Here is a 17,053-nt window from a genome sequence, read left to right as displayed (position 1 = left end):
TCAAACGGCAGGTTTCGTCAGCCAGTTCAGATGCCGCGTTTCAAAGGTCGCGCCCGGCTCCGCGTTCAATCTCGTGCTCAGCTTTCTGTCCGGCTGAACTGCGAGCGTTCGAAGAACAGCACGATGCCCAGGCCGAGGAACAACGGAATGATCAGGTAGAACAGCCGGAACACCAGCAGCGCCGCCAGCACGCCAACCCGGTCCATATCGGAGAGGCCGGCGAGGAAGACGACTTCGAACACGCCCAGGCCGCCCGGCGCGTGCGAGATCTGCGCGATCGAGAAGGAGACGAGGAAGACGCCGAGCACGACGAAATAGCCGGGATTGTGGGTCTCGGGCAGGGCGAAGAAGATGATCGCGGCGGCCGCCAGAAGTTCGATCGGACCGATCAGCAATTGTCGCGCGACGATCGGCAACGCCGGATAGTGCAGTTGGAAGTTGGCGATCTTCAGCGGACGCAGGTGCAGCCAGCTGCCGAATATGTAGGCGGCGACCAGCAGCAGCATCGCTATTCCCGCGGCCTCCGACAGGCCATGATGGGCAAGGCCGGAAAACCGGTCGAGTATCTCAGGCTCGAAGACCAATACCAGGCCAGAGATGAAAATCATCGACAGCACGAAGGTGATCCAGCAGACCGCCACCAGCACGCCGACATCCTGCCCGCTCAGGCCCCTGGTGCCATAGGCGCGGTAACGGATGACGGCGCCCGAGAACACCGAACCGCCTATGTTGTGCGACAGCGCATAGGTCGTGAACGAGCAGAGCGTGACGAACAGCCACGACACACGCTTGCCGATATGCAGGAGCGCGATGTGGTCGTAGCCGGCGAGTGAGGCATAGGCGATGACCGCACTCACGGCTGCAAGAATCCAGCCGGGTGCCGAAATGGCCGATATGCCGTCCCAGACATCGTCGAGCGAAATGCCACGCAGTTCATGCCAGAGCAGCAGCAGCGAGAAGATCACCGCCGCGATGCCGACCACCGGCCAGAAATAGCGCCTCCAGTTCATTGCCTGCCAATTCATTGCCGGATTGCCATGCGTTGCGGGTCCGCTTCCTCTTCTGCTGGTGGTGCGAGGAGGCCGGCCGCGCCGGATCCTTCCGCCCATTTCAGAAATGCCTCATTGAAGCCGGCTATTCAACCGCGAACGTTTTTCGCGGCGACAACCCGGCCGATTTGTCCATCTTGCAAGCGACTCAAGAGGGCGCCGACAGGCATTGGGCGTACCAGTCAAGGCCTGCGCGGCGTGGCCGGAGCGGCGGTTTGCGGGCCCAGCCGGCAAAATTCAGCACGCGGCTCTTGGTGATCGGGCGCGGCGCTGTTAGTCTGGCGGCAACTTAAAACACTGAAGCGCCTGCAGCGTCCGTCACCGGTTCGCGCGGTGCCGGAAGGAACGACAGTGGAAGACCGCGACACCGGCGCCAGCGCGCCGGAGGTGGGCGCGTCCAGCGCTTCCCCAGGGCCTCCCGGGACCGCGAGCTGGCAGCAGCGCCGCCCGACGGAGTCCCGCTCCGCGGATGGGCAGGCGGGCGACGCGACCCAGAAGGGCAAGCCCAAGAAGCGACGCAAGCGAAGGCGCGGGCGCAAGGTTTTTGCGCGCGATGACGCGCGTCCCACGCAGAATCGATCTCCGGCGCCGGATAAAACCAGTGCCCCGGCGGCGGAGGCGCACAGACCGGCGGAATCGGTGGCCTCGCCCGCAGCTGCGCCGGTGCGCTTCGAACAGGGCGCCCGTCGGCCGCCGGTGCACGAGCTTCCGGTGTTTGCGGCCCTCGACCTCGGCACCAACAATTGCCGGCTGCTGGTAGCCGTGCCGACGCGGCACGGCCAGTTTCGCGTCATCGACGCCTTTTCGCGCATCGTCCGGCTGGGCGAGGGGCTCACCGCCAATGGCCGGCTCGGCCAGCCGGCGATGGACCGCGCGGTCGAGGCGCTGAAGGTCTGCGGCGACAAATTGCGCAACCGCAAGATCCGGAAAGCCCGGCTGATCGCCACCGAAGCCTGCCGCACGGCCGACAATGGCGTCGAGTTCCTCGACCGCGTCGAGCGCGAAGCCGGCCTGAAGCTCGAGATCATCGATCGCCAGACCGAAGCGCGGCTGGCGGTTTCCGGCTGCGGCTCGCTGGTCGAGCGCGATACGCAAGGCGTCGTGCTGTTCGATATTGGTGGCGGCTCCTCCGAAATCGCGCTGATCGATCTCGCCGGCCGCCGCTCGCCAAGGCTCGCCAACCATATCGTCTCGTGGACGTCGCTGCCGGTCGGCGTCGTGTCGCTGGCCGAGCGTTTCGGTGGCCGCACGGTGACGCGCGAGATTTTTGCCGCCATGGTCGACGATGTCGCCGGTCGGCTGGCCAGCTTCGATGGCCGCGACCGGCTGAGCCATCTCAAGGCGAGCCCGAATTTTCATCTGCTCGGCACGTCCGGAACCGTGACGACGCTGGCCGGCGTTCACCTTGACCTCGAACGCTACGACCGCCGCCGTGTCGACGGGTTGTGGATGGACCGCGACAGCGTCGACCGCATGGTCGAACGACTGGTCGGCTGGGATTTCCAGCAGCGCTGCGCCAACCCTTGCATCGGGGCGGATCGGGCCGATCTGGTGCTGGCCGGCTGTGCTATCCTCGAAGCGATCCGCGCGGTATGGCCGTCGGAACGATTGCGCGTCGCCGACCGTGGCCTGCGCGAAGGCATATTGAGCGAGCTGATGGCCGATGACGGCGTCTGGCGCTACGATGGGCGCGGCAGGGCATGATCCCGAAAAGTGACGAACAAGAAATCAGGTAATGACCAAGAAGCCGGAAAAACCAGGATCTGCCAGCATTCGCGTGCTGAAGACGCGCATCAAGAAGAAGAGTGGGCTGAAGGAATCGTCGCGCCGCTGGCTGCAGCGCCACATCAACGATCCCTATGTCCAGCGCTCCAAGGCTGACGGCTATCGCTCGCGCGCGGCCTACAAGCTGATCGAGATCGACGACAAGCATCATCTGTTGAAGCCCGGCATGAAGGTGATCGATCTCGGTGCCGCCCCCGGCGGCTGGTGCCAGGTGGCGGCAGCGCGGACCAAATCGACGGCCGACAAGCCGCATGTCATCGGCATCGACTATCTGGAAATGGACGCCGTGCCCGGCGCACCGGTGCTGTTGATGGATTTCCTCGATCCGCTGGCTCCGCAAAAGCTGGCCGAGGCGCTCGGCGGCGACCCCGACATCGTGCTGTCCGATATGGCGGCACCCACCACCGGCCACAAGCGAACCGACCATATCCGCACCATGCATCTGTGCGAGGTGGCGGCGGATTTCGCTCTGTCGGTCCTGAAGCCGGGCGGGCATTTCCTCGCCAAGACCTTCCAGGGCGGCGCTGAAAACGAGCTGCTCTCGATGCTCAAGCGGAATTTTCGCTCCGTCCATCACGTCAAGCCGCCGGCGTCACGCGACGAATCGGTCGAACTCTATCTCTTGGCCAAGGACTTCAAGGGGCGAGAGCCGCCGTCAGGTGAATCGGAACGTCCAGAGGGCGAGCCCGAAGCGTAACTCGTTCAGTTGCCGGGCGGGCTTACCGTTTCCAGCGTCTTCGGCGCAGTCAACCGGCCATGTCCGGAGACGGCGTTGCCGGCATCGGGCGCCAGCCGCATGAATGATAGCGATGCGGCGGCGGAAATCGCCGCGACGACGAAAAACGCGGTGTGGAAATCCGCCAGTGTCAACGACCTGCCATTCAGGCTCGTGGACACTTCCAGGATGCCGCCGGCCACCGCCACGCCAAGCGCGATCGACAGTTGCTGGAAGACCGCGGCAATCGGCGTCGCCTTGCTGGTGTCTTCAGCCGAAATCTCGGCGTAGGCGAGCGCATTGACGCCGGTAAAGAACATCGAGCGGATGAAGCCGCCGACCAGCAGCATGGCCAGCACCAGCAGATAGGGTGTGTCGGGTGTGAACAGGCCGTTGATGGCGATCGAGGCCGCGGCGACCAGCGAACCGATGACCAGCACGCGGCGGAAACCGGCGACGCGGAAGATCAGTGCGGTGACGAATTTCATGCCGATGGCGCCGATCGCCGAAACGAAGGTGATCATGCCGGACTGGAACGGCGTCAGCCCAAAGCCAATCTGGAACATCAGCGGCAGCAGGAACGGCACGGCACCAATGCCGATTCGGAACAGTCCGCCGCCAAGTACCGAGGAGCGGAACGCCCGGTTGCGGAACAGCTCGAGCGCCAGCAGCGGGTTTTTGGCACGGCGCGCATGCAGCAGATAGAGTGCGCCTGAAACCAGCCCGACTGCTATAGTGACGACACCGACGATTGGCGGCAGATAGGGCAGGCTGACCACCGACAGGCCGAACACCACGCCGGATGCCGCCAGCCCGCTCAGCACGAAGCCGATGAAATCAAGCGGTGGGGTCCGCGCGGGTTCAGTCTCTGGCAGGAAGCGCGTCGCCAGCCGGATGCCGACCACGCCGATCGGCACATTGATCAGGAAGATCCAATGCCAGGTGAAGTAGGTGGTGATGAAGCCGCCGACCGGCGGCCCGACCAGCGGCCCGACCAGTGCCGGAACGGTCAGCCAGGACATTGCCGCGACGAGTTCGCTTTTCGGAGTCGCGCGCACCAGCACCAGCCGCCCGACTGGCGTCATCATGGCGCCGCCAATGCCTTGAAGGAAGCGCGACACGACGAAGGCCGGCAGCGAACGGGAAAGGGCGCAGGCGATCGAGCCGACGATGAAGACCGCGATCGCGGCACGAAAGACATTCTTGGCGCCGAAACGGTCGGCCATCCAGCCACTGATCGGAATGAAGATCGCCAGCGACACCAGATAGGCGGTCAGCGCAAGCTTGAGCGCAATCGGGCTGGTGTGGATGTCGATTGCGATCGCCGGCAGCGATGTCGCGATGACGGTCGAATCCATGTTTTCCATGAAAAGAGCGACCGCCAGTATGAGCGGAATGGTGCGGTTCAAGGAACGCGTCCAGACGTGAATGTTGCGTCGCCGCTAGCATGTCGGCTTCAGGAGGGCGGGTATCATGCCTTCGCCGGGATGTCGCATTAATTTGCTGTCACTTTTGTGCGACCGGCAACCACAGGTGGCATTCTCTGGACGAAACGTCAGCTTTCCGGGAGCGTGAAACACGGCAACGAACTCGGGTTGACGGGTTCCTTCGCAGCCTTTGCCGGCGCGTTGGCTGACGGAGCATTAAACGAAAAACCCGCCTGAGCGGCGGGTCACTGGCGCAAATCAGCACCATAGGGAAATATGTACCATAGCTGAGGGCACGAAATCAAGAAAAAATTCCTATCCTGAAAAGCTGCCGGCACAAAAGCTGCCGACACTGAACTGGCTGTCGTCAGGTCTTTTGTTAACCTGACTTCGGAGCCTGGGGCGTGAAATCATCGGCTTTTCATCGGCGCCGGGACGTGTTACGAGCCAGCGCCAATCCTGAAAGGGAAGAAGACGAGTCGGCGCTGTCCATTCCGGTCAAGCGCTTTTTTGTATTCCGAGGACTGGCCATGGCAAAAATCATCGAAACGTCCACCGGCGCACTGGCGCTGACCTTTGACGACGTGCTGTTGCAGCCCGGTCACTCCGAGGTCATGCCTGGCGAGACCGATGTCCGCACCCGCATCGCCGGCGACATTGATCTCAACGTGCCGATCCTATCGGCGGCGATGGACACCGTCACCGAGGCGAGGCTTGCCATCGCCATGGCCCAGGCCGGCGGCATTGGCGTCATCCATCGCAATTTCTCGCCGGCTGAACAGGCAGAGCAGGTGCGGCAGGTCAAGAAGTTCGAATCCGGCATGGTGGTCAATCCCGTCACCATCGGCCCCGACGCGACGCTCGCCGACGCGCTGGGCCTGATGCGCAGCTATTCGATCTCGGGCATTCCAGTGGTCGAAAATGGCGGCAGTGGCGGCCACAAGGTCGGGCGGCTGGTCGGCATCCTGACCAATCGCGACGTTCGCTTTGCGTCCGATCCGGCGCAGAAGGTCCATGAACTGATGACCCGCGACAACCTGATCACCGTCAAGGAGAACGTCGACCAGGACGAGGCCAAGCGGCTTCTCCATCAGCATAGAATCGAGAAACTCGTCGTCGTCGACAGGCAGGGCAATTGCGTCGGGCTGATCACGGTCAAGGACATCGAGAAGTCGCAGCTCAATCCGCATGCCACCAAGGACGTGCAGGGCCGCTTGCGCGCCGCCGCCGCCACCAGCGTCGGCGATGACGGTTTCGAGCGCGCCGAGCGTCTCATCGATGCCGGCGTCGATCTCCTGGTGATCGACACCGCGCATGGCCATTCGCAGCGCGTGCTGGACGCGGTCACGCGTGCCAAGAAGCTTTCCAACTCGGTGCGCATCCTGGCCGGCAACGTCGCCACCGCCGAGGGCACGCAGGCGCTGATCGATGCCGGCGCGGACGCTGTCAAGGTCGGCATCGGCCCGGGCTCCATCTGCACCACGCGCATCGTTGCCGGCGTCGGCGTGCCGCAGCTTTCGGCGATCATGTCGGCGGTCGAAACGGCGCACAAATCAGGTGTCTCGGTGATCGCCGATGGCGGCATCAAGTACTCCGGCGATCTCGCCAAGGCGCTCGCCGCTGGTGCAAGTGCCGCCATGATCGGTTCGCTGCTGGCCGGAACCGACGAAAGCCCCGGTGAGGTCTATCTGCACCAGGGCCGCTCCTTCAAGGCGTATCGCGGCATGGGCTCGGTCGGCGCCATGGCCCGCGGTTCCGCCGATCGCTACTTCCAGGCTGAGGTGCGCGACACGCTGAAACTGGTCCCGGAAGGCATCGAAGGGCAGGTTCCCTACAAAGGACCTGTGTCTGGCGTGCTGCACCAGCTTGCAGGCGGCTTGAAAGCCGCTATGGGTTATGTTGGTGGTCGCGATCTTGCCGATTTCCGCGAACGCGCCACTTTTGTGCGTATATCCAACGCCGGACTTCGTGAAAGCCACGCCCATGACGTCACGATCACCCGCGAAAGCCCGAACTATCCGGGCGGAGCCTGACCAGTACGGGATTGGACGAAACCTGACCGCATCGATCCTGCGGCTGTCGCGTCACGCGGCCGCGCTATGTTTTCTGTCGGCGGCGGTTTTCATAGCCATGACGGCGATGGAATTCTTCTACTTCCGGCGGTTGAGCGGCGGCTTGTCGTCACTCGACATGCGCGTTTTGGGCTTCACGCCCGACGAAGGCATGGCCTGGCTGACGGCGCTCGGCCGGCGCGGCGGCGAGATCATTCTCGTCTGGCACTATCTGACCTTCGATCTCCTGTTCCCGGCGCTGCTGTCGGTGACGCTGATCAGCCTGATCCTGGCCACGGGCCGGCGATTGAAGAACTTCCGCGTGCTGCCGGGACAGCTGCAATCGATCTTCGCGCTGATCCTGGTGCTGCCCTACACGCTTGCCGACTACGCCCAGAACATCGCGGTGGCGCGGCTGCTGTCGGATTTCCTGTCGGCCAACCCGGACTCGCTGTCTTTCGCCTCTGCGCTTATCGTCACCAAATTCACACTTTTCGCCATTCCGGTGATTGTCATTGCCGCCTTCTGGCTGGCAGGCCAGAAACACCAACCTTGATGCCAGACGGGGCAGGGGGCACTTCATGAACCAGACCACGATCTTCTGGCCTGTTCTGGCGCATGTGCTGCTGATCTACATCGTCTATGTCGTCCTGGGTCGTCGCAGATATGGCGCGGTCAGGTCAGGCGAGGCCAAGCCCGACCAGTACAAGGTGCGCTCGACCGAGCCGAGTTCCAGCTCTGCCGTTGCCGCCAATCTCATCAATCAGTTCGAGCTGCCGGTGCTGTTTTATGTGCTGTGCCTGATGCTGCACCTGACCAACGGCGTAAACTATCTGACTCTGGCGCTGATGTGGATTTTTGTCGCGTCGCGGTATTTCCATGCCTGGATTCACCTGACCAGCAACCATCTGCTGCTGCGCAGCCGCTCTTTCTCGTTCGGCGCGGTGGTCCTTTTGCTGGGATGGATCTGGTTTGCGGCGCACCTGCTCGGAATGGTTTGAGCCGGGCAACTGCCTTTCTCCCACAGGGGGAGGACGAGGCTGAAGCTAAAGATCAAACAGTGCAATCTTGCGCTTGTCGAACTTGATGCCGATCTCGCCGCGCACCAGCTTGAGCGCTGCCTCGCCGAACACCGCGCGCCGCCAGCCCTGCAGGGCCGGTACGTCGGCATCCTCGCCTTCGGCTGCGATGCGATCGATGTCGTCGCTTGAGGCCAGCACTTTCGAGGCGACGCCTTCCCTTTCGGCGACGATCCGCAGCAGCACCTTCAACAGTTCCGCGGCAGCGTTCGAACCCTCCGGCGGCTGAAAACTCTTCGGCAGTTTCGGCATCTGCTCCTTGGGCAAGGCAAGGGCAGTATTGACCGCGCCCAGCAGCGCCGTGGCCGTCGAGGAGCGTTCCCAACCCTTCGGCGTGGTGCGCAGCTTGCCAAGGCCTGTCGCGTCGCGCGGCGCCTGCTGCGCCACCTCGTAGATCGCATCGTCCTTGAGCACGCGGCCGCGCGGCACGTCGCGTTCGCGGGCCTCGCGCTCGCGCCACGCGGCCACGGCCTGCACGATCGCCAGTTCCTGCGGTTTGCGCAGCCGCATCTTCAACCGCTTCCAAGCGTCCTCGGGATGCGGATCATAGGTCTCGCGCGAGGTCAGGACATCCATTTCCTCGTTGAGCCAATGGGCACGGTTCTCCCGCTCCAGCTCGGCGCTGAGGTGCTGATAGACCTCGATCAGATGGGTTACGTCGGCCAGCGCATAGTCGAGCTGCTTGTCGGAAAGCGGCCTGTGACGCCAGTCGGTGAAGCGCGACGACTTGTCGAGCCGCGCACCGGTGATCCGCTGCACCAGCTGGTCGTAGGAAACGCTGTCGCCAAAGCCGCAGACCATCGCCGCGACTTGCGTGTCGAACACCGGGTGCGGAACCAAGTCGCCGAGATGGACGATGATTTCGATGTCCTGCCGCGCGGCGTGGAAGACTTTGACCACCGCCTCGTTGGCCATCAGCTTGAAGAACGGCTTCAGATCGATATCGGGCGACAGCGGATCGATCAGCGCCGTCACGCCGGGTGCGGCCATCTGGATCAGGCACAGGATCGGCCAGAAGGTCGTTTCCCGGATGAATTCGGTGTCGACGGTGACGAACGCCGACTTTTCGAAAGCGGCGAGAGCGGTCTCGAGTTCTTTCTGGGTGGTGATGACGTGCATCAAATCGCTTTTGGCAGGAGTAAGGTTTTCCTAGATTTCAGCCGGCGGGGCTTTCGTCAAGCTTTGGCGCCATCTTCACGAGCCAGCCGGCCCGTCGGAATCGCTGTTTCTTCTGGCCAGCCGTGCGAATACCGTCGAGGTGCGCAACAGCGCGGTGAAACGGCGGCGCCTGCCTGCCGGCACGCCGGAACGGGCCTGCATCCGATAGAGAATAACAGCAATGAAGATCGCATAGACCACGGCGCTGAACACAAACAGCGCGCTCGGTCCGAAATATTGCATCACGGCTGAGGCGGCGAACGGCCCACCAATGGCGCCGAAGGAATAGAACAGCATCAGCGCCGCGTTGATCAGCACGAATTCGCCGGTATCGGCGCGGTCGTTGGAGTGCGCGGCTGACAGCGAATAGAGTGGCATGGCGAAACAGCCGAAGATGAAGACGAGGACGAAGTTGAGCGCCGGATTGCTGCCGGCGATGAACGCCAGCGCCAATGCTGAAAGCATCGCGCAGCAGGTCGTCATCAAAAGCACCCGGCGCCGGTCCCAGCGGTCGGAGAGGTAACCCAGCGGATACTGGATGATGGCGCCGCCGAAAATGCCGACGCTGACGAAGGTGACGACGTCGGCGACCGACATGCCGATCTGCTCGGCATAGACCGGCGACAACGTGCGAAAGGCGCTGTTGGTGACGCCAACGGCGATGCAGCCGAAGCAGCCCAACGGCGAAATCCGCCAGACACGCGCCAGGTCAAGCTTGACGTCCTCGGGCGGCGTCGGGTTGGAGCGGTCGCCGAGCGAGACCGGCACAACCGAGAACGTGATCATCATCGACATGATGGCGAAGATGGCGAAACCGCCGGCGCCGAAGATCGGGATCAGGAACTGGGCGCCGGTCACCGAGCCGATATCGACCATCCGGTAGATCGCCAGCACACGCGCGCGGTCGCGATTGCTGACGCCGGAATTCAGCCAGCTTTCGACGATCGTGAACAGCCCGGCGAAACAGAAACCGCCGGCAAAGCGTACCGCGCACCACATTACCGGATTGAGAACCAGCACCAGCAAAAGGGTGCCGACCGAGGCGATTGCCGCTAGTGCCGCAAATGCCCTGATATGGCCGACGGCCTTCATGATGCGGGTGATGGCCAGGCAGCCGAGCAGGAAACCGGCGAAATAGAACGTGCCCATCAGGCCGATGACGGAGGCGGAAAAACCTTCCTGCGCGCCGCGCAGCGCGATGAGCGTGCTCTGCAGCCCATTGCCGCCAAGCAGAATGCCGGCGGCGAGCAGGAGCGGGATCAGCGGACGGATGGAGGACATGAAGGGGTGATCACGTGTCGGTGACCCTTCTTGAACTATCGCCTTAGTTATTGCCAGCGGCAATCCTGGTGGCATAGTTCGAATTCGGCCTGGGTCGGGAATGGGTAGGCCGTTCAATCCGTGCTGGAATTCTGCAGCTTCAGCGACGCTGCATGTGCAACGAACGCTTCAACACTCTCCTTTGAATAGCCAAGGAGAGCACCCTCCAGTCTCGCCAGATCATTCGATGTGAAGACGTCAAAGGCTTCTCCGCTGCGGCACATGCGAGCGATCAGCAGGCTGAGCTTGCAGCGCCACTCCTCTGTCGGCAGGCAGTAGCTGCGTTCTTCCACGGACGTTTTGGGATCAACCTGGGAGAACTTCAGAATTCGGCCTTCGTCGACAAACTGCTTGAAATGCGCTTCACCAATATCTTCGGCGTCCACGCCTGGTTCTGCCGCGAACAACGCCATCGGCTTGTCGCCCCGCAGCATCAGTTCCAACTCGCGGCCATTATGTGGCCCGATGCCCTTTTGCGAAGAGCGTTTCGGCACAAAGCATCTCCCAAATCGTGATGGCTGCATCGTTGCAAGAAATGCTTCTGACGGCAATGCATGAAGACCGGCAGAGACTTGGATCCCTCAAGGTCGAACCAACAGGCAACCAAAGCCGCTTGCCTTGACAAAGGCGGCCTCTCATGCGCTTTTCGCGCAAATTTTCGAGCCGGCCCGTCGGCCGCAACCCAGCACCCCGGACTGTACCAATGACAATGCACCGTTACCGCAGCCATACCTGTGCCCAGTTGAGGAAGAGCGACGTCGGCTCGACCGTTCGCCTGTCGGGCTGGGTGCATCGCGTGCGCGATCATGGCGGCTTGCTGTTCATCGACCTGCGCGACAATTATGGTCTGACCCAGATCGTCGCCGATCCCGATTCGCCGGCCTTCAAGGTTGCCGAGACCGTGCGTGGCGAGTGGGTCATCCGCGTTGACGGCGAGGTCAAGGCGCGCTTGCCCGAGACAACCAATGCCAACCTGCCGACCGGGGAGATCGAGATTTTCGCCCGCGAGATCGAAGTGCTGTCGGCGGCCAAGGAATTGCCGCTGCCGGTGTTCGGCGAGCCTGACTACCCCGAGGATATCCGGCTGAAATACCGTTTCCTCGACCTGCGCCGCGAGACGCTGCACAAGAACATCATTGCGCGGACGAAAATCATCGCCGAAATGCGCAGGCGCATGGGCGAGGTTGGTTTCACCGAATTCTCGACTCCGATCCTCACCGCCTCGTCGCCGGAAGGCGCGCGCGATTTCCTGGTGCCGTCGCGCATCCATCCCGGCACCTTCTACGCGCTGCCGCAGGCGCCGCAGCAATACAAGCAGCTGATCATGGTGTCGGGCTTCGACCGCTATTTCCAGATCGCGCCGTGCTTCCGCGACGAGGATCCGCGCGCCGACCGTCTGCCCGGCGAATTCTACCAGCTCGACCTCGAAATGAGCTTCGTCGAGCAGGACGACGTGCTGTCGACCATGGAGCCGGTCATGCGCGAGGTCTTCGAGACCTTCGCCAATGGCAAGCCGGTGACGCAGAACTTCCAGCGCATCCCTTACGATGTCGCCATGCGCAAATACGGCACCGACAAGCCGGATCTGCGCAACCCGATCGAGATGCAAGCCGTCTCCGAACATTTTCGCGATTCCGGCTTCAAGGTGTTTGCCAACATCCTGGCCAACGATCCGAAGGCCGAGGTGTGGGGCATTCCGGCCAAGACCGGCGGCAGCCGCGCCTTCTGCGACCGCATGAACTCCTGGGCGCAGGGCGAGGGCCAGCCGGGGTTGGGCTATATCTTCTGGCGCAAGGAGGGCGACAAGCTCGAAGGCGCCGGCCCGCTCGCCAAGAACATCGGCGAGGAGCGCACCGAGGCGATCCGCCTTCAACTCGGCCTTGCCGAAGGCGATGCCGCCTTCTTCGTCGCCGGCGATCCGAAGAAGTTCCTCTCCTTTGCAGGTGCGGCGCGCACGCGCGCTGGCGAGGAGCTGAACCTTGTCGACCGCGAGCGCTTCGAACTGTGCTGGATCGTCGACTTCCCGTTCTTCGAGTGGAACGAGGAAGAGAAGAAGATCGACTTCGCTCACAATCCGTTCTCGATGCCGCAAGGCGGCATCGATGCTCTGAATGGCGAGGATCTGCTCGGCATCAAGGCGTTCCAGTATGACATGGTCTGCAACGGTTTCGAGATCGCTAGCGGAGGTATCCGCAACCATCTGCCCGAAACCATGGTCAAGGCGTTCGAGACGGTCGGGCTGGATCGCGCTACGGTCGAGGAGCGCTTTGGCGGCCTCTACCGCGCTTTCCAATATGGCGCGCCGCCGCACGGCGGCATGGCTGCCGGTATCGACCGCGTCGTCATGTTGCTGGTCGGGGCGAAGAATCTGCGCGAAGTGACCATGTTCCCGATGAACCAGCAGGCTTATGATTTGTTGATGAGCGCGCCTTCGGAAGCGAGCCAACAGCAGCTTCGCGAACTGGCGCTGCGCGTGGCTGTGCCCAAGAAGGACGCCTGATCGCGCTTCGGGCTCTGCTTTAAAAAACCACCCGAAACGATTCGTTTGGTTCGCTAATCCTATAAAAAGCCCGGCATCGCTGCCGGGCTTTTCTCGTCTTGAGGTCGTTTCGATCAGTCTTCGTTGGCCTTGACGGTGACGCCGAGCGTCTTCGGCAGGTCGAGCGGGTTTGACATGGCGCCCGCCATGATCAGCGCGAACGGCACCGATGCCGGTGGCTCTGCCGAGATCTCGATGCTCTTCGGATCGTCGAGATATTTGCCGACCGCGGCCGTGACCTGTGCCGTCAGTTCCGGGTTGTTGAGCTGAGCCATGCCGAACGGCACGATCGCCTTGGCCTGGTTGGCAATGTCCTTGCCGGACATGCCTTGCTGCTTGCCGACATAGTCCAGCACCTTGTTGGTCAGCGAATCGTCGTCGAAGCGGATCGAGGCGCCGTTGAACGAAAGCTGCTGCAACAGGCCGAGCATCGCCATGCCCTGCGCCGAATTGTCGGCGCCTTCAGGTTGTGCCGCCATTTTCTTCTGCATTTCCTGCAGCGACTTGATGAAATCCATCGTGTAGCCGCCGAGATCGAAGGTCATTCCGAACGTGCCGGCATTCTCGACGGAGATGTCATATTTCGACAGTTCCATCTTGCCGTCCGAGGGCTGCCAGGTGCCGGCCATCTCAAGATTGCCCGCGATGTTCTGGTAGCCGAGCGCGTTGATGACTTCCTTGGACTTGGGATCGTCGACCAGCGTCAGGTCGGCGTTGAACTTTTCCGTGGTGGCGCTGAATTCCATCGCCTTGCCGTCCGCCGGCGGAGTGATCTCGATGGCCAGTCCGTCCATCGAGAAGGCGGTCTTGTCGGCGACCTTGACGGTCATGTTCGAGAGTTCGGCAGACTTGTACATCATCAGCGAGCCCAAGGGGCTGGTCGCGCCGTCGGCCGGAACGGTCATGTCGTGGATGACGAACGGGCTGAGATCGAGGGTGACGCCGTCCTTGCTGTGTTCGAAGGCCGCCGTCGATACGGTGGCGATGTCATAGCCGCCATTGGCCTCCGTGATGCCTTCGAGTTTGACGTCGCCGATGGTGAGGGCTTCCTTTTCCGCCGCCGGTTTGACGGCAACGCCCTGCAGCACCATGCTGGCGTTGTCACCGGTCACGCCGGTCCAGGAAATGTCGACGCCTTGGGCAGCAAGGGCTGCCTTCAGCCGGTCGGCGACGGCCGCGTCCTGTGCAAGGGCGGCGTTCAGCGGCAACGTGAGCAAAAAGGTCGAAAAGGCAAATTTCTGGAGAGTTGAGCGTTTGATTGTCATCGCAGATCCCTGAGAGTGTTCTGAAATTGTTTTTCAATTCTTTGCGCCATCACCATTCCGTGACGAACTGGACCGGAAAAAGGCGTATCCCGGCACAATGGCCAAAAATCACGGCGAAAGGCAAACCCGATCCCACCGTCTACGTGCGAACCGGCTAATTTATCATGAAGAACCGGTGGGCGATATCATCGCGCTTGGCCTTAGAACCCGCATGTAACAGGCTGATGTTGGTCGACATCCCTCGGCGTACGGTTTCATGTTGCAGAAGGTCCGGCATAGCTGCCTGCCTCTTGCCGCGAATCACCCGCTCGGCTAGTCCCAGCCCATGGGAAAAAGGCTTTTGCCGCCTGAAAATGGCGGTGGCGATCATATCGAGCCGGTCGATCTGAAGAAGGCGCTGGAAGAGCGCTATCTTGCCTATGCGCTGTCGACCATCATGCACCGGGCGCTGCCAGACGTGCGCGACGGACTGAAGCCGGTCCATCGCCGCATCATGCACGCCATGCGCCTGTTGCGGCTCAATCCGGACCAGGGCTTTGCCAAATGCGCCCGCATCGTCGGCGAGGTGATGGGCAAGTTCCACCCGCATGGCGACCAGTCGATCTATGACGCGCTGGTGCGGTTGGCGCAGGATTTTTCGATGCGCTATCCCCTGGTCGACGGGCAAGGCAATTTCGGCAACATCGACGGCGATAACGCCGCCGCCATGCGCTACACCGAAGCGCGCATGACCGATGTGGCGACCGAACTGTTGTCCGGCATCACCGAGGACGCCGTCGACTATCGGCCGACCTACAATGAAGAAGACGAAGAGCCGGTGGTTTTGCCCGGCGCTTTCCCGAACCTGCTGGCCAACGGCTCGTCCGGCATTGCCGTAGGCATGGCGACATCGATCCCGCCCCACAACGCGGCCGAGCTTTGCGATGCGGCACTTCACCTGATCGAGCATCGCGACGCGCCGGTGGCGAAGCTGATGGATTTCGTCCAGGGGCCGGATTTCCCGACCGGCGGCATCATCGTCGACAGCCGCGCCTCTATCCTCGAAGCCTATGAGACCGGTCGAGGTGGGTTTCGCGTGCGCTCGAAATGGATCCAGGAAGATCAGGGCAGGGGCACCTGGAGCATCGTGGTCACCGAAATCCCTTACGGCGTACAGAAGGCCCGGCTGATCGAGAAGATCGCCGAGCTGCTGATGGCGCGCAAGCTGCCGCTGCTTGAGGATATCAGGGACGAGAGCGCCGAGGACATCCGGGTCGTGCTGGTGCCGAAGAGCCGCTCGGTCGATCCCGGCATCCTGATGGAATCGCTGTTCAAGCTGACCGAGCTCGAAAGCCGCTTCCCGCTCAACATGAACGTCCTGTCGCGCGGCAAGGTGCCCAACGTGCTGTCGCTGAAGGGCGTGCTGCAGGAGTGGCTCGAGCATCGCCGCGAGGTTTTGATCCGCCGATCGAAACATCGGCTCGATGAAATCGAACGGCGTCTTGAGATTCTTGCCGGCTATCTGATCGCCTATCTCAACATCGACGAGGTGATCAGGATCATCCGCGAGGAGGATGAGCCAAAGCAGGTGATGATGGCCCGCTGGTCGCTCACCGACACGCAGGCCGAAGCAATCCTCAACATGCGGCTGCGCGCTCTGCGCAAGCTGGAAGAATTCGAGATCCGCAAGGAATTCGACGGCCTGAGCGCCGAGAAGAAGCAGATCGAGGCGCTGCTTGCTTCGAACGAGAAGCAGTGGGCGACGATCAAGTGGGAGGTCACCAACATCCGCGACAAGTTCGGTCCGGAGACCGAGCTCGGCAAGCGCCGCACCCAGTTCGCCGACGCGCCCGAGCACGATCTGACCGACATTGCCCATGCCATGATCGAGCGCGAGCCGGTCACCGTGGTCGTTTCGGAAAAGGGCTGGCTGCGGGCAATGAAGGGGCATCTGGCCGATCTCTCGACGCTTACTTTCAAGGAAGGCGACAGCCTCAAGCTCGCCTTCCATGCCCAGACCACCGACAAGGTGCTGGTCTTCACGACCGGCGGCAAATTCTACACCATCGGCGCCGACCGGCTGCCAGGTGGCCGCGGCCATGGCGAACCGATCCGCATCATCGTCGACATGGACAATGATCAGGACATCGTCACCGCCTTCGTTCACGATCCGAAGCGCAAGCTGCTGTTGGCCTCGCATGATGCCAACGGGTTCATCGTGCCTGAGGAGGAAGTGGTCGCCAACACCCGCAAGGGCAAGCAGGTGATGAACGTCAAGGCGCCGGACGAAGCCAAGCGCTGCATTCCGGTGACGGGTGATCATCTCGCCATCGTCGGCGAGAATCGCAAGATGCTGGTGTTCGCGCTCTCCGAGATTCCGGAGATGGGCCGCGGCAAGGGCGTGCGGCTGCAGAAATACAAGGACGGCGGCCTTCTCGACCTCAAGCCGTTCGCGCTGGAGAGCGGTCTCACCTGGCAGGATTCAGCCGACCGCACCTTCACCCGGTCGCGCGAGGAACTGGCCGAATGGATCGGCGCCCGCGCCTCGGCCGGCCGCATGGTGCCGAAGGGTTTCCCGAGGACAGGGAAATTTGGATAGCTAATCTCCCCCCTTGAGGGCAGGGCTATCGCATATGAGTAAAGAGCTGGAAGAGGAAGTCTCTGTTCCATCTGGCTCTTCGCATCT

At 62.3% G+C, this 17,053-nt stretch carries 13 protein-coding genes; 7 read left to right on the top strand and 6 right to left on the bottom strand.

Annotated elements, in window-relative coordinates; translation table 11 throughout:
* Positions 1-77: 77 nt before the first annotated feature.
* Positions 78-1,010: a lysylphosphatidylglycerol synthase domain-containing protein gene (locus NKJ89_RS31615; RefSeq protein ID WP_352608380.1), complete on the bottom strand. Its 933-nt coding sequence runs from the start codon at positions 1,008-1,010 to the stop codon at positions 78-80.
* Positions 1,011-1,400: 390 nt separating this feature from the next.
* Between NKJ89_RS31615 and NKJ89_RS31610 the strand changes: the two genes are divergently transcribed.
* On the top strand, positions 1,401-2,753 hold the full coding sequence (locus NKJ89_RS31610; RefSeq protein WP_352608378.1) for a Ppx/GppA phosphatase family protein: 1,353 nt from the start codon (positions 1,401-1,403) through the stop codon (positions 2,751-2,753).
* Between the two features lie 31 nt (positions 2,754-2,784).
* Entirely contained in the window at positions 2,785-3,531 is a 747-nt protein-coding gene (locus NKJ89_RS31605; RefSeq protein WP_352608375.1) for an RlmE family RNA methyltransferase, read from the top strand.
* 5 nt (positions 3,532-3,536) lie between these two features.
* On the opposite strand, the gene NKJ89_RS31600 is transcribed toward NKJ89_RS31605, so the two are convergent.
* Positions 3,537-4,958, bottom strand: coding sequence for an MFS transporter (locus tag NKJ89_RS31600; protein ID WP_352608373.1), 1,422 nt, complete (start codon positions 4,956-4,958; stop codon positions 3,537-3,539).
* A 548-nt stretch (positions 4,959-5,506) separates the two neighbouring features.
* Here NKJ89_RS31600 and guaB point away from each other — a divergent pair.
* The 3 genes from guaB to NKJ89_RS31585 are packed head-to-tail and all read left to right on the top strand — an operon-like array spanning position 5,507 to position 8,028.
* Positions 5,507-7,009, top strand: coding sequence for an IMP dehydrogenase (gene guaB, locus NKJ89_RS31595; RefSeq protein ID WP_023762205.1), 1,503 nt, complete (start codon positions 5,507-5,509; stop codon positions 7,007-7,009).
* Positions 6,960-7,583, top strand: a complete 624-nt coding sequence (locus NKJ89_RS31590; RefSeq protein ID WP_352608371.1) for a hypothetical protein — start codon at positions 6,960-6,962, stop codon at positions 7,581-7,583. The genes guaB and NKJ89_RS31590 overlap by 50 nt, the downstream gene beginning before the upstream one ends.
* A gap of 25 nt (positions 7,584-7,608) precedes the next feature.
* The gene (locus tag NKJ89_RS31585; RefSeq protein ID WP_352608369.1) at positions 7,609-8,028 is read left to right on the top strand and encodes an MAPEG family protein; all 420 of its coding nucleotides are present in this window, start codon (positions 7,609-7,611) and stop codon (positions 8,026-8,028) included.
* 45 nt (positions 8,029-8,073) lie between these two features.
* On the opposite strand, the gene rnd is transcribed toward NKJ89_RS31585, so the two are convergent.
* The 3 genes from rnd to NKJ89_RS31570 all read right to left on the bottom strand — a co-directional run bounded on the left by rnd (position 8,074) and on the right by NKJ89_RS31570 (position 11,078).
* Positions 8,074-9,225, bottom strand: a complete 1,152-nt coding sequence (rnd, locus tag NKJ89_RS31580) for a ribonuclease D (RefSeq protein WP_352608367.1) — start codon at positions 9,223-9,225, stop codon at positions 8,074-8,076.
* Between the two features lie 75 nt (positions 9,226-9,300).
* Positions 9,301-10,545 (bottom strand): MFS transporter, encoded by a 1,245-nt coding sequence (locus NKJ89_RS31575; protein WP_352485765.1) that lies wholly within the window; start codon positions 10,543-10,545, stop codon positions 9,301-9,303.
* 113 nt (positions 10,546-10,658) lie between these two features.
* Positions 10,659-11,078 (bottom strand): hemin receptor, encoded by a 420-nt coding sequence (locus NKJ89_RS31570; RefSeq protein WP_352608365.1) that lies wholly within the window; start codon positions 11,076-11,078, stop codon positions 10,659-10,661.
* 215 nt (positions 11,079-11,293) lie between these two features.
* Here NKJ89_RS31570 and aspS point away from each other — a divergent pair, with 215 nt between their 5' ends.
* Positions 11,294-13,084: an aspartate--tRNA ligase gene (gene aspS / locus NKJ89_RS31565; RefSeq protein ID WP_352608420.1), complete on the top strand. Its 1,791-nt coding sequence runs from the start codon at positions 11,294-11,296 to the stop codon at positions 13,082-13,084.
* Between the two features lie 113 nt (positions 13,085-13,197).
* Here the strand turns inward: aspS and NKJ89_RS31560 are convergent, their stop codons facing one another.
* Positions 13,198-14,388 (bottom strand): aq_1923 C-terminal domain, encoded by a 1,191-nt coding sequence (locus tag NKJ89_RS31560; RefSeq protein ID WP_352608363.1) that lies wholly within the window; start codon positions 14,386-14,388, stop codon positions 13,198-13,200.
* A gap of 325 nt (positions 14,389-14,713) precedes the next feature.
* Between NKJ89_RS31560 and parC the strand changes: the two genes are divergently transcribed.
* On the top strand, positions 14,714-16,966 hold the full coding sequence (gene parC / locus NKJ89_RS31555; protein ID WP_352608361.1) for a DNA topoisomerase IV subunit A: 2,253 nt from the start codon (positions 14,714-14,716) through the stop codon (positions 16,964-16,966).
* The last annotated feature ends 87 nt before the right edge of the window (positions 16,967-17,053 follow it).

The sequence above is a fragment of the Mesorhizobium sp. M0047 genome, from assembly GCF_040323315.1.
GTDB lineage: Bacteria > Pseudomonadota > Alphaproteobacteria > Rhizobiales > Rhizobiaceae > Mesorhizobium.
Note: the sequence above shows the minus strand (reverse complement) of the source record. Positions and strands in the feature narration are given on the sequence as shown.